This window comes from Limimaricola sp. (genome assembly GCF_016125575.1).
In the GTDB taxonomy this organism is placed as follows: domain Bacteria; phylum Pseudomonadota; class Alphaproteobacteria; order Rhodobacterales; family Rhodobacteraceae; genus WGLM01.
The window spans coordinates 705921-718663 of sequence record NZ_WGLM01000005.1 but is presented as its reverse complement, the minus strand read 5'-3'; the positions used below and the strand labels follow the sequence as shown (position 1 = coordinate 718663).

The 12743-nt window shown below is 67.5% G+C and carries 16 protein-coding genes; all 16 read left to right on the top strand.

The features are described from left to right. Positions 1 to 56 precede the first annotated feature (56 nt). Entirely contained in the window at positions 57 to 1988 is a 1932-nt protein-coding gene (locus GC146_RS15025) for a biotin carboxylase N-terminal domain-containing protein (protein WP_291840401.1), read from the top strand. Next, entirely contained in the window at positions 1985 to 2875 is an 891-nt protein-coding gene (locus tag GC146_RS15020) for a hydroxymethylglutaryl-CoA lyase (protein WP_291840399.1), read from the top strand. Before GC146_RS15025 ends, GC146_RS15020 begins: the two co-directional genes overlap by 4 nt. Further along, complete coding sequence (locus GC146_RS15015) at positions 2872 to 3654, top strand: crotonase/enoyl-CoA hydratase family protein (RefSeq protein WP_291840397.1); 783 nt, start codon at positions 2872 to 2874, stop codon at positions 3652 to 3654. The genes GC146_RS15020 and GC146_RS15015 overlap by 4 nt, the downstream gene beginning before the upstream one ends. Then, complete coding sequence (locus tag GC146_RS15010; RefSeq protein ID WP_291840395.1) at positions 3654 to 4040, top strand: hypothetical protein; 387 nt, start codon at positions 3654 to 3656, stop codon at positions 4038 to 4040. The genes GC146_RS15015 and GC146_RS15010 overlap by 1 nt, the downstream gene beginning before the upstream one ends. Positions 4041 to 4192: 152 nt before the next feature. After that, positions 4193 to 4558 carry an NADH-quinone oxidoreductase subunit A gene (locus GC146_RS15005; protein ID WP_291840393.1) on the top strand — a complete coding sequence of 122 codons (366 nt, stop codon included), beginning with the start codon at positions 4193 to 4195 and terminating at the stop codon, positions 4556 to 4558. Beyond that, complete coding sequence (locus GC146_RS15000; protein WP_291840766.1) at positions 4558 to 5082, top strand: NADH-quinone oxidoreductase subunit B; 525 nt, start codon at positions 4558 to 4560, stop codon at positions 5080 to 5082. Before GC146_RS15005 ends, GC146_RS15000 begins: the two co-directional genes overlap by 1 nt. A 5-nt stretch (positions 5083 to 5087) precedes the next feature. Next, entirely contained in the window at positions 5088 to 5699 is a 612-nt protein-coding gene (locus GC146_RS14995) for an NADH-quinone oxidoreductase subunit C (protein ID WP_291840392.1), read from the top strand. Between the two features lie 3 nt (positions 5700 to 5702). Continuing rightward, entirely contained in the window at positions 5703 to 6605 is a 903-nt protein-coding gene (locus tag GC146_RS14990; protein WP_291840390.1) for a sulfotransferase, read from the top strand. Continuing rightward, positions 6602 to 7840: an NADH-quinone oxidoreductase subunit D gene (locus GC146_RS14985; RefSeq protein WP_291840388.1), complete on the top strand. Its 1239-nt coding sequence runs from the start codon at positions 6602 to 6604 to the stop codon at positions 7838 to 7840. Before GC146_RS14990 ends, GC146_RS14985 begins: the two co-directional genes overlap by 4 nt. A 115-nt stretch (positions 7841 to 7955) precedes the next feature. Further along, positions 7956 to 8231: a hypothetical protein gene (locus GC146_RS14980; protein ID WP_291840386.1), complete on the top strand. Its 276-nt coding sequence runs from the start codon at positions 7956 to 7958 to the stop codon at positions 8229 to 8231. 74 nt (positions 8232 to 8305) lie between these two features. Continuing rightward, positions 8306 to 9355 (top strand): NADH-quinone oxidoreductase subunit NuoE, encoded by a 1050-nt coding sequence (gene nuoE, locus GC146_RS14975; RefSeq protein WP_291840384.1) that lies wholly within the window; start codon positions 8306 to 8308, stop codon positions 9353 to 9355. A gap of 153 nt (positions 9356 to 9508) precedes the next feature. Then, positions 9509 to 10156, top strand: a complete 648-nt coding sequence (locus GC146_RS14970) for a hypothetical protein (protein ID WP_291840382.1) — start codon at positions 9509 to 9511, stop codon at positions 10154 to 10156. A gap of 43 nt (positions 10157 to 10199) precedes the next feature. Beyond that, positions 10200 to 10415: a DUF5337 domain-containing protein gene (locus tag GC146_RS14965; protein ID WP_291840380.1), complete on the top strand. Its 216-nt coding sequence runs from the start codon at positions 10200 to 10202 to the stop codon at positions 10413 to 10415. Between the two features lie 3 nt (positions 10416 to 10418). Beyond that, a complete protein-coding gene (gene nuoF, locus GC146_RS14960; RefSeq protein WP_291840378.1) occupies positions 10419 to 11705 on the top strand; it encodes an NADH-quinone oxidoreductase subunit NuoF in 1287 nt (428 codons plus the stop codon). Positions 11706 to 11773: 68 nt separating this feature from the next. Next, positions 11774 to 12235 carry a DUF3291 domain-containing protein gene (locus GC146_RS14955; RefSeq protein WP_291840377.1) on the top strand — a complete coding sequence of 154 codons (462 nt, stop codon included), beginning with the start codon at positions 11774 to 11776 and terminating at the stop codon, positions 12233 to 12235. Positions 12236 to 12283: 48 nt separating this feature from the next. Continuing rightward, the gene (locus GC146_RS14950; protein WP_291840375.1) at positions 12284 to 12679 is read left to right on the top strand and encodes a DUF5333 domain-containing protein; all 396 of its coding nucleotides are present in this window, start codon (positions 12284 to 12286) and stop codon (positions 12677 to 12679) included. Positions 12680 to 12743: the final 64 nt, after the last annotated feature.

Sequence of the window (12743 nt, the reverse complement as noted above, 5' to 3'; positions counted from 1 at the left end):
GCGCGGCACGCGCGCGGGGGCAGCGCCCCCTCCACCGCAATTCCGGGAGGGCGCCCATGTTCCGCCGCATCCTGATCGCCAACCGCGGCGAGATCGCGCGCCGGATCATCCACACCTGCGACAGGCTGGGGATCGAGACGGTTGCCGTCCATTCCGATGCCGATGCCGAGGCCTTGCACGTCGCGGACGCGACCACCGCCGTGCGGATCGGCCCCGCGCCCGTCGCGGAAAGCTACCTTCGCGGCGAGGCCATTATCGCCGCCGCGCTGCAGACGGGGGCTGAGGCGATCCATCCGGGCTATGGCTTTCTGTCCGAGAATCCCGATTTCGTCGCGGCGGTGGCCGAGGCCGGGCTGATCTTCATCGGCCCGTCCGAGACGGCGATTCGCGCGATGGGGCTGAAGGACGCGGCGAAACGGCTGATGGCCGCGGCCGGCGTGCCGGTGGTGCCGGGCTATCACGGCGCCGATCAGGACCCTGCGCGGCTGGCGTCCGAGGCCGCCGCCATCGGCTATCCCGTCCTGATCAAGGCGGTGGCGGGCGGCGGCGGCAAGGGGATGCGGCTGGTCGAACGGCCGGGGGAGTTCGCCGAGGCGCTGGCCAGCGCCCGGGCCGAGGCACGCGCCGCCTTCGGCAACGAGGCCGTGCTGGTTGAGAAATTCGTGACCCGGCCCCGGCATATCGAGGTGCAGGTGTTCGGCGACGGCACGAAGGCCATTCATCTTTATGAACGCGACTGCTCGCTGCAACGCCGCCACCAGAAGGTGATCGAGGAGGCGCCCGCGCCCGGCATGACGGCCGAGGTCCGCGCGGCGATGGGGCAGGCGGCCGTCCGCGCCGCCGAGGCGATCGGCTATGCCGGGGCGGGGACGGTCGAGTTCATCGTCGATGGTAGCGATGGCCTGCGGCCCGACGGCTTTTGGTTCATGGAGATGAACACGCGGCTTCAGGTCGAACACCCGGTCACCGAGGCGGTGACCGGACTAGACCTTGTCGAATGGCAATTGCGCGTCGCGGCGGGCGAGGGCCTGCCGCTGACGCAGGACGAGGTGCGCCTTGACGGACACGCGATCGAGGCGCGGCTTTACGCCGAGGATGTGCCCGCGGGCTTTCTGCCGGCCACCGGGCGGCTCGCGCACCTGACCTTTCCGCCGGGGCTGCGTGCCGACAGCGCGGTGGGGCCGGGCGACACGATCAGCCCATGGTACGACCCGATGATCGCCAAGCTGATCGCCCATGGGCCGGACCGCGAGACCGCGCTGGCGCGGCTGGCCGAAGGGTTGGCCGCAACGGAAGTGGCCGGCACCGTCACCAACCTGCCGTTCCTGCGCGCGCTGGCAGCAGATGCCGATTTCGTCGCCGCCCGCCTCGATACCGGGCTGATCGGCCGCGGGTTGGACCGCCTTGTCGCCCTGCCGCCGCTGACGCCCGGCGCGCTGGCGCAGGCGGTGCTGATGCTGACCGGGCTGGACCAGGCCGCCGACCCGCTGACCGGCTTCACCCTCTGGGCGCCGCTTGACCGCGCGGTCGAGGTGATGGCGGAGGGGCGGGCGGTGACGGTGGTAATCCGCGCGCAGGGGCCCGACGCGCATGACCTGGTCATCGGGGACCGGACCGTTGCCGCGCGGCGCGGCCGCGACGGCTGGCGCTTCGACGGGGTGCGCGCCCTGCGCGGCCTGCAGCATGGCGACCGCGTGACCTTTCCCGCGACGGGCCATGTCGTGGCGCTGGTCGATCCGCTGGCGCAGGGAGTCGACGTGGCAGGCGGCGATGCCGTGCTGGCGCCGATGCCCGGCCTTGTGCGCGAGGTTGCCGTCGCCGAGGGCGACAGCGTGGTTCTGGGCCAGCGCGTCGCCGTGCTGGAGGCGATGAAGATGGAACATGTCTTGCGCGCCCCCCGCGACGGCACGGTCGCCCGCGTCGTGGTCCGCGCGGGCGAGCAGGTGACAGCCGGCGCGCTGCTGGTGGAACTGGAGCCGGGGGCATGACCGAGCAGGTCCATATCTACGAGGTGGGCCCGCGTGACGGCTTGCAAAACGAACCGGGCGTGATCCCGGTGCAAGGCAAGGTCGCGCTGATCGACGCACTGGGCGCGGCGGGCCTTCCCGCGATCGAGATCGGCTCTTTCGTCAGCCCCCGGCGCGTGCCGCAGATGGCCGATACCGCGCGGGTGATGGAGGGGATCAGCTATGATTTCCCGGCGCGCCTTGGCGTGCTGATCCCCAATAGGGTGGGGTGGGAGGCGTTTCGCGCGGCCTGTGCCCCGCTGGCGCAGGTGCCCGACGAGGTGGCGGTGTTCATCTCGGCCTCGGAAGGGTTTTCGCGTGCCAACCTCAACTGTTCCATCGCCGAAAGCGTGGAAAGGCTGGCGCCCGTCGCCGCCGCCGCGCTGGAGGCCGGGTTTGCCCTGCGCGGCTACATTTCCTGCGTGACCGATTGCCCCTATGACGGCCCGACGCCGCCCGCCGCCGTGGCGCACGCCGCCGAACTGCTGCGCGCGGTCGCGCCGATGCCGCTGTCGCTGGGCGACACCATCGGCAAGGGCCGGCCCGAGACGGTGGCCGCGATGTTGCGCGCTGTGATGGAGGTGGCTCCGCCGGAACAGCTGGCCGGCCATTTCCACGATACCGGAGGCAAGGCGTTGGAGAATGTCGAGGTGGCGCTGGAAATGGGCCTGCGCACCTTCGACGGCGCGGCGGGGGGGCTTGGCGGCTGCCCCTTCGCTCCCGGCGCGCCGGGCAACCTGGCGACCGAGGCGCTGGTCGACCGGGTCGAGGCGCTGGGCTACGTCACCGGGGTCGACCGCGCGGCACTGGCGCGGGCGGCCGAGATGGCGCGCGCGCTGCGCGCCGCGGCGCGGGCGGGGGCCGCGTGATGGATACCCTGGCACTCGACATCGACGGGCGGGGCGTGGCGCGGCTGGTGCTGCGGCGGCCCGAGAAGCGCAACGCGATGGACGCTGCGATGATCGGCGAACTCACGCAGGCGGCAGCGCAACTCGGCGCCGATCCGGCCGTGCGCGTGGTGGTCCTGGCGGCCGAGGGGGCGGCGTTCTGCGCCGGGGGCGATCTGGGCTGGATGCGCGCGCAGATGGCGGCGGACGGGCCTGCCCGCGCGGCCGAGGCGCGGCGGCTGGCGATGATGCTGCGCGCGCTCGACACGCTGCCGCAGCCGCTGATCGGGGCGATCCACGGCGATGCCTTCGGCGGCGGCGTGGGGCTTGCCTGCGTCTGCGACGTGGCGCTGGCCGCCGAATCTGCGCGGTTCGGCCTGACGGAGGTGCGCCTTGGCCTGATCCCGGCGACCATCGGGCCTTACGTGCTGGCCCGGATCGGCCCGGCGATGGCGCGGCGGGTGATGCTGTCGGGCCGGCTTTTCGACGCGGCCGAGGCGGTGCGGCTGGGTGTTGTCGCCCGCGCGCTGCCGCCCGACGGGCTGGAGGCTGCGGTGGAAGATGAGGTCGCCGCGCATTTGGCGGCCGCGCCGGGCGCGGCGGCGGCGGCCAAGCGGCTGGTCCGCGCCCTGGCCCCGCGCGTGGACGAGGCGATGATCGAGGCCAGCATCGCAGCGCTGGTGGAGCGCTGGGAAAGCGCCGAGGCGGCCGAGGGGATTGCCGCCTTCTTTGACCGGCGCAAGCCGGGCTGGGGGCGCTGATGCTGCGGGCGATGGGCTGGGTCTATGTCGGGCTGGCCGGTGTGGTGGCCCTGTTCCAGCTGTCGCTGGCTTTTGGCGCGCCATGGGGCAGCTACACGATGGGCGGCGCAGTGCCGGGTGTGCTGACGCCCGATTTGCGCGTTGCAGCCTTTGCGCAGGCCTTTATCCTGCTGTGGTTTGCCCTCGTGGTGGCAGGGCGCGCGGGCATCGGGCGCCATCCGCTGGCCCCGCCGCGTTTCATCTGGGTGGTGGCGCTCTTCGGGGTGCTGACGCTGGTTGCCAATCTCGCCAGCCCGTCTTTGCCCGAGCGCAATCTTTGGGGCCCGGTTGCCGCGATGATGCTGGCCGCCGTGCTGACCGTCTGGTGGGAGACGCGCAACCGCTAGGCACTGCGCATTTTCAGGGCCCGGAAACCCACCGGGTGCGGCATGGCTTCGGTTGACCCCGGCAAAGGGCAGGGCTAAACCCCCGGATGTCGGCCAGACTGGCCCTAGCCGGGCCGCCGCCGCGATACGTGTTGCCGAAAGGACAAGCCGCCGTGCACGCCATCAGCACAAACTACCTTCCGATCATCATCTTCCTCGGGCTCGCCATCGCGCTGGGCGCGATCCTGGTTCTGGCCGCCGCCATCGTGGCGGTGCGCAACCCCGATCCGGAAAAGGTTTCGGCCTATGAATGCGGCTTCAACGCCTTCGACGACGCACGGATGAAGTTCGACGTGCGGTTCTACCTCGTGTCGATCCTGTTCATCATCTTCGACCTCGAGGTGGCGTTCCTGTTTCCCTGGGCGGTGGCGTTCAAGGATGTCAGCATGGTCGGCTTCTGGTCGATGATGGTGTTCCTTGCGGTCCTGACCATCGGCTTTGCCTACGAGTGGAAGAAGGGGGCGCTGGAATGGCAGTAATGGCTGGCACCAACACCGCCGGGGCCGACATGGACGTGGCCGCCCGCGCGTTGAATACCGAGTTGCAGGACAAGGGCTTCCTCGTCACCTCGACCGCCGACATGATCAACTGGGCGCGCACCGGCTCGCTTCACTGGATGACGTTCGGGCTGGCCTGCTGCGCGGTCGAGATGATGCATACCTCGATGCCGCGTTACGACCTCGAACGTTTCGGCACCGCGCCGCGCGCCTCTCCGCGGCAGTCGGACCTGATGATCGTCGCAGGCACGCTGACCAACAAGATGGCCCCGGCGCTGCGCAAAGTCTACGACCAGATGCCGGAACCGCGCTACGTCATCTCGATGGGCTCCTGCGCCAATGGCGGCGGCTATTATCACTACAGCTATTCGGTGGTGCGGGGCTGTGACCGGATCGTCCCGGTCGATGTCTACGTGCCGGGCTGCCCGCCCACGGCCGAGGCGCTGCTTTATGGAATCCTGCAGTTGCAGCGCAAGATCCGCCGCACCGGCACGATCGTGAGGTAACCCAGATGGCCGACCCGAAAACCGCCGCGCTGACCGATCTGGGCGCGCTGCTGGAAGCCAAGCGCAAGGACAGCGTGCTGTCGTGGGACGTGGCCTTCGGCGAGCTGACCGTCGATGTCGCCCCCTCGGCGCTGGTCGACTTCGTCGAGTTCCTGCAGGCCGATCCGGCCTGTCTGTTCTCGTCGCTGGTCGACATCACCGCCGTCGATCATCCCGGCCGCGCCCGCCGCTTCGACGTGGTCTACCATTTCCTGTCGATGTACCAGAACCACCGCATCCGCCTGCGCGTGGCCGTCCGCGAGGACGAGATGGTGCCCTCGATCACCTCGGTTCATCCCAGCGCCAACTGGTTCGAACGCGAAGTGTTCGACATGTTCGGCATCCTGTTCTCGGGCCATCCCGACCTGCGCCGCATCCTGACCGACTATGGCTTTCGCGGGCATCCGCTGCGCAAGGACTTCCCGACGACCGGCCATACCGAGGTGCGCTATGACGAGGCGCTCAAGCGCGTGGTCTACGAGCCGGTCAAGCTGGTGCAGGAATATCGCCAGTTCGATTTCATGAGCCCCTGGGAAGGCGCGAAATACATCCTTCCCGGCGACGAGAAGAAAGCCTGAGGCGTGGCCGATCCCGCCCTTCTTTACTGCGTCGGCGCGACCAAGGCCGGGACGACCTGGCTTTTCGCCGCCCTGCGCGCGCATCCGCAGGCCCATGTGCCCGCGGTGAAGGAGGCCCATTACTGGGACACCTTCGCGCCGAACGCGCAGGCGGGACAGATCCGCAACCTGCGCCGCCGCCAAGCCGAGTTGGCGCGTGACGCCGCGCGCGCGGCGGTGAACGGTAACGCGGCCCGCGCTGCCAACCTCGACCGGCAGGTGCAGGCGATGGAAGGGCTGATCGGGGTGCTTGGCACCGACCGCACGGCCGAGTCCGATGCCGCCTATTGGCGCTGGCTGTCGAATGGCGCTGGCGAGGCGCGCGTGGTGGCCGACATGACCCCTAGTTATGCGCTGGTCGAAGAGGGGCTGTTCGCCCGAATGCTGGCGCTGCGCCCGGTCGCCAAGGTGATCTACCTTGTACGCGACCCGCTGGCGCGGCTCTGGTCGCATATCCGGATGATGGTCAAGCGCGCGCCGGGCGAGACGGAAAGTTTCGATGAGGCCGCCAACAACCGTCTGCGCGCCTTTGGCCGCGGCGCGGGGCATGCCGATCTTGCCAGTCGAGGCGATTATGTTGCGGCAATCGAGAAGCTGCGCCGTGCGGTGCCCGAGGGCGCGTTGAAGATCGCCTTCACCGAGCGGATGTACGACCCGGAGGGCTGGGGCGGGATCTGCGATTTTCTGGGGATCGCGCACACCGCGCCCAATGCCGCCCGCGTGCACGAAGGCATCGCGGCACGGATGGATGACGAACTCGCGGCGCTGGCGGTCACCCGCTTGCGGCCGCAATACGAATGGGTCGCCGCGAATGTCGGCACTTTGCCGACCCAGTGGCAGGACAGCCTAGCGAGGACACGCGCATGATGGACGGCGATATCCGGGTCAACACTTACGACGACGGCTCGACCGACGCGCAGACGGGCGAGCAGAAGATCCGCAACTTCAACATCAACTTCGGGCCGCAGCACCCCGCCGCGCACGGCGTGCTGCGCCTTGTGCTGGAGCTGGACGGCGAGATCGTGGAACGCTGCGATCCGCATATCGGCCTGCTGCATCGCGGCACCGAAAAGCTGATGGAAAGCCGCACCTACCTGCAGAACCTGCCCTATTTCGACCGGCTCGATTACGTGGCGCCGATGAACCAGGAACATGCCTGGTGCCTGGCGATCGAGAAGCTGACCGGCACGCCGGTGCCGCGCCGCGCCAGCCTGATCCGAGTGCTTTACTCCGAGATTGGCCGGGTGCTGAACCACCTGCTGAACGTCACCACGCAAGCCATGGACGTGGGCGCGCTGACACCGCCGCTCTGGGGCTTCGAGGAACGCGAGAAGCTGATGGTGTTCTATGAACGGGCCTGCGGCGCGCGCCTGCACGCGGCCTATTTCCGTCCCGGCGGTGTGCATCAAGACCTGCCCGATCAATTGGTCGAGGATATCGATCAATGGGCGGTGGAATTCCCCAAGGTGCTGGACGACATCGACGGTCTGCTGACCGAGAACCGCATCTTCAAGCAGCGCAACGTCGATATCGGCGTGGTCAATGAGACCGAGATTCAGGAATGGGGCTTTTCGGGCGTGATGGTGCGCGGTTCGGGTCTGGCCTGGGACCTGCGGCGCGCGCAGCCTTACGAGTGCTATGACGAGTTCGAGTTCCAGATTCCGGTCGGCAAGAACGGCGACTGCTATGATCGCTACCTGTGCCGGATGGAAGAGATGCGTCAGTCGACCCACATCATCCGGCAGGCCTGCGCCAAGCTGCGGGTGGAAAAGGGCGAGGTGATGGCCCGCGGCAAGATGGCACCGCCAACACGCGGCGAGATGAAAACCTCGATGGAGGCGCTGATCCATCACTTCAAGCTGTACACCGAAGGATTCCACGTGCCCGCGGGCGAAGTCTATGCCGCGGTCGAAGCGCCAAAAGGCGAGTTCGGCGTCTACCTCGTGGCCGATGGCACCAACAAGCCGTACCGCGCCAAGCTGCGCGCGCCGGGCTACCTTCACCTTCAGGCGATGGACCATGTGGCCTCCGGCCATCAGCTGGCCGATGTCGCCGCGATCATCGGCTCGCTCGACGTGGTGTTCGGCGAGATTGACCGCTAGTAGGGCGGCGCGGGGACGTTGATATTGGTTATCAAACCGGTTTGACCCATATGCGGAACAACCGGAAAGACCCCGGCGCTGCACCGGAGCGCGAACGAGAACAGGAACGACCGAGATGAAATTGAAACTTGCCCCGACCCTCGCCATCGCCGTGCTGAGCGCGATGATGCCGGTTCTTGCCCGGGCCGACGAGGCGCCCGCCGACAAGCTGCGTGCCGCGATCGTGGACGCGGGCTGTGTTGTGACCGTGCAGAATGGCGACGCGGTTCAAAAGGCGTCCGGCCTGACCGCCGAAGAGGTCAAGGCTGCTGTTGCCGCCCTTTACGCTGCCGGCGAAGTGACGCTTGAACCGGACGGCACGATGAAACTGGTGGGCAACGGCTGTAGCTGAGCCCAAACAAGAGACTGACCATCGGGGGCGGGGCCGTGGGCCTGCGCCCCCCTGAACGCCCGGAGCCTAGACCGATGCTGCGCCGCCTGCACCCTGACCAGCCCGAATCCTTTGCCTTTACGCCCGCCAACCTTGCATGGGCCGAGGCGCAGATCGCGAAGTATCCAGAGGGCCGTCAGGCCAGCGCGATCATCCCGCTGCTCTGGCGCGCGCAGGAGCAGGAAGGCTGGCTGAGCCGTCCGGCCATCGAATATGTCGCCGACATGCTGGGTCTGGCGCATATCCGCGCGCTGGAGGTGGCAACATTCTACTTCATGTTCCAGCTTCAGCCGGTGGGCAGCGTGGCGCATATTCAGGTCTGCGGTACGCTGTCGTGCATGATCTGTGGTGCCGAAGACCTTATCGGCGTTTGCAAGGAAAAGATCGCGCCGAAGGCGCACCAGCTGTCGGCCGATGGCAAGTTCAGCTGGGAAGAGGTGGAATGCCTTGGCGCCTGCGCCAACGCGCCGATGGCCCAGATTGGCAAGGATTACTACGAGGATCTGACCGTTGCGCGTCTGGCCGAGATCATCGACGAGATGGCCGAGGGCAAGGTACCGGTGCCCGGTCCGCAGAACGGGCGCTACGGGTCCGAGCCGAAATCGGGCCTGACATCGTTGGCCGACCACGCGGCCGGCCGTGCGCCGCTAAATGCCAGCGCGACGCTGGCGGTCGAGGTTGGTGACACGCTCAAGCGCATTGACGGTACCGAGGTGCCGCTGCGCGCGCCGTGGCGCGACGGTCCGTCGAAGGCCGCGAAGCCCGCTGCCAAGGCGGCACCCAAGGCGGCTCCGAAAGCGGCTGCGAAACCCGCACCCGCCGACGTTGCGATTGCCGAGGTGCCCGAGGCCGAGCCCGCGCTGCTGAAAGGCCCTCGCGCGGGCGGGGCGGATGATCTCAAGAAGATCTCGGGTGTCGGGCCGAAGCTGGAAAAGATGCTGAACGACCTTGGTATCTGGCACTACGAGCAGATCGCATCCTGGGGTCCTGCCGAAATCTGCTGGGTTGATGCCCGGCTGACCTTCAAGGGACGGATCACCCGGGATGACTGGATCGCGCAGGCGACGGTCCTCGCCAAGGGCTGAGGCGGCGCGCGACACTCGCGCAACGATTCGGGCCAACGGGCGCGGACCGTGTCAGAATGATTGTGCGACAGGTCCGAAATCCTCTAAGAAGGGCGCAACGGGGGTCTGCCCGGCCGGCGGCCCGCCGCTTGCGCGACTGAGGAGGAAGACGCGATGGGACAGACGACAGGTAATCTGCGTTGCACCCTTGGGTGCTTCGTGATGAGTGGGCTGACCGGTGTTCTGGCGGTTGTCCTGCTGGTGCTTCTGGGCGGATTCGCATGGACGCAGGCCATTTTCGTGGGCCTGCTCGTGCTGGTGTTTGGCGGTTTGCTGTTCAAGGCGATGTTCTGCGGCAAGCTGCCGACATTGAACGAGGTGAAGGCGCGCCAGTCTGGCGGGCATGACGCCGTGGTGGCCCCGGCACAAGCGGCCCCCACGCCTGCACCGGCAGCGCCTGCAGCGCCTGCACCGGCACCCGAACCGGCACCTGCCCCTGCCGCTGCGCCTGCCCCTGCCGCGAACACGCCGCAGACCAAGCCCGAGATGCTGAGTGGCCCACGCGAGGGCACCACGGGCGACGACCTGAAGATGATCCGCGGCATCGGGCCGCGCCTTGCGCAGATGCTCAATGGCATGGGCGTTTGGCATTTCGACCAGATCGCCGGCTGGACGGCGACAGAGGTAGCTTGGGTCGATGAAAACCTCGAAGGCTTCAAGGGCCGGGTCAGCCGTGACCGCTGGGTCGATCAGGCCAAGGTTCTTGCCTCCGGGGGCGAGACGGAGTTTTCCGGCCGCGTGAAGAAGGGCGATGTCTACTGACAGGTAGAGCTTCCGCCCCCGCGGGACGACGGGAGAAGGACGCATGACGGACACATCCACGGCGCGCGCCGGGCGCCGCGCGGCTTTGGTCATGGCCGGGGTCGGCCTGTTCTGGATCGCCGCAACGGCGATTGGTGGCTGGTTGGGGCTGGACAACCGGACGCGTGCGCTGTTTGACCTCATTGCGCTTGCGGGGTTCATCTGGGCCCTGTGGTTGACATATCAGCTCTGGCGCGCACGCCGGAACGACGAGGACTAGACGATGCTCAAGGATCAGGACCGTATCTTCACCAACCTCTACGGGATGCACGACCGCAGCCTGAAAGGGGCGCTGGCCCGCGGCCAGTGGGACGGCACGAAGGAAATCCTCGCCAAGGGGCGCGACTGGATCGTCACCGAGATGAAGGCCAGCGGGCTGCGCGGGCGCGGCGGCGCGGGCTTCCCGACCGGGCTGAAATGGTCTTTCATGCCGAAGGAAAGCGACGGGCGTCCGGCCTACCTCGTGGTCAATGCCGACGAATCCGAGCCGGGCACCTGCAAGGACCGCGAGATCATGCGCAACGACCCGCATACGCTGGTCGAAGGGTGCCTGATCGCGTCCTTCGCGATGGGGGCGCATGCCTGCTACATCTACATCCGCGGCGAATACATCCGCGAGAAGGAGGCCCTGCAGGCCGCCATCGACGAAGCCTATGACGCCGGCCTGATCGGCAAGAACGCCTGCAAGTCGGGCTGGGATTTCGACCTTTACCTGCACCACGGCGCGGGCGCCTATATCTGCGGCGAGGAAACCGCCCTTCTGGAAAGCCTCGAAGGCAAGAAGGGCATGCCGCGGATGAAGCCGCCATTCCCGGCAGGCTCCGGCCTTTACGGCAGCCCCACCACGGTCAACAACGTCGAATCGATTGCTGTCGTGCCGACGATCTTGCGTCGTGGCGCCACGTGGTTTGCGGGGTTCGGCCGGCCCAACAACACCGGCACCAAGGTTTTCGCCATCTCGGGCCACGTCAACAATCCTTGTGTCGTGGAAGAGGCAATGTCGATCCCGTTCAAGGAACTGATCGACAAGCATTGCGGTGGTATCCGCGGTGGCTGGAAGAACCTCAAGGCGGTGATCCCGGGTGGGTCGTCGGTGCCGGTGCTGCGCGCCGAGCAAATGGACGACGCGATCATGGATTTCGACTGGCTGCGCGAGCAGCGCTCAGGCCTTGGCACCGCGGCGGTGATCGTGATGGACCAGTCTGTCGACATGGTGAAGGCGATCTGGCGGCTGGCGAAGTTCTACAAGCATGAAAGCTGCGGCCAGTGCACGCCTTGCCGCGAAGGCACCGGCTGGATGATGCGGGTGATGGAGCGGCTGGTGACGGGTGATGCCAGCATCGAGGAAATCGACATGCTGTTCGACGTGACCAAGCAGGTCGAGGGCCACACGATCTGCGCGCTGGGCGATGCCGCGGCCTGGCCGATCCAGGGCCTGATCCGCCAATTCCGCGACGAGATCGAGGACCGTATCAAGCACAAGCGCGGCACGGCCATCGCAGCCGAGTAGGGGGGCTCCGCCCCCCGCGCTGGCGCGCTCCCCCCGGGAGTATTTGAGGCCAGAAGAAGGGCGCCGAAATGCACCTTGCCGAGTTGAACATCGGGCGGCTGGTGGCCGACACGGATGATCCGCGCGTGGCCGAGTTCATGGCGGCGTTGGACAAGGTTAACGGGCTGGGCAAACGGATGCCCGGCTTCGTCTGGATGATGGAGGGCTCGGGCGAGCCCGGCACCGGCAATACCGAGACCAAGATCGGCGGCGATCCACGATTCGTGGCGAATCTCACGGTGTGGGACGACCTGCCAAGCTTGCGCCGTTTCGTCTTCGACACCCTGCATCGCCGCTTTCTGGACCGTCGTGCGGCATGGTTCGAAGTTCTGGGCGAACACCATTTCGTGATGTGGTGGGTGCCCGATGGCCACCGCCCGACGCTGGAAGAGGGGCTTGCGCGGCTGGCGCGGCTTTCCGCCGAAGGTCCGGGGCCGGCGGCCTTCGACTGGAGCTGGCCGGGCGCCGCAGAGCCGGGCGTTATTGCATAACAGCACGTGCGCGCCGATGTCGAAGGCTGAAAAGCCATGGAGCAGGCGATGAAACAGGCAGGATTTGCAGTGCTGGCGGTGCTGGCGATGGGCGCGGCGGCGCGGGCGGATATTCCGCTAAAAGACCAGCCGGCGATCCGCGACGGGCTGATCACCGCAGGCATGGCTATCGAGATCGGGGACAAGTGCCCCAGCCTCTCGGTGCGGATGATCCGCGGCTATTTCTACCTTGAGGATCTCAAGCGTCAGGCGCGCGCGTTGGGCTATTCTGACGACGAGATCAACGCCTACGTGAAAGACAAGGCCGAGAAGGCGCGACTGGAGGACGTGGGCCGCGCACAGCTGCGCGATCTGGGTACGGTCGACGGTGATGCCGAAAGCTATTGCGCGGTCGGCCGTGCGCAGATGGCGGCGGGCACCACGCTGGGCGGGCTGTTACGCTAAGGCGCGTGGCGGGCCCAAAAGGCGTGATTTTCGCGGCAGTGCGGCATGATCACGGCTGGCATCG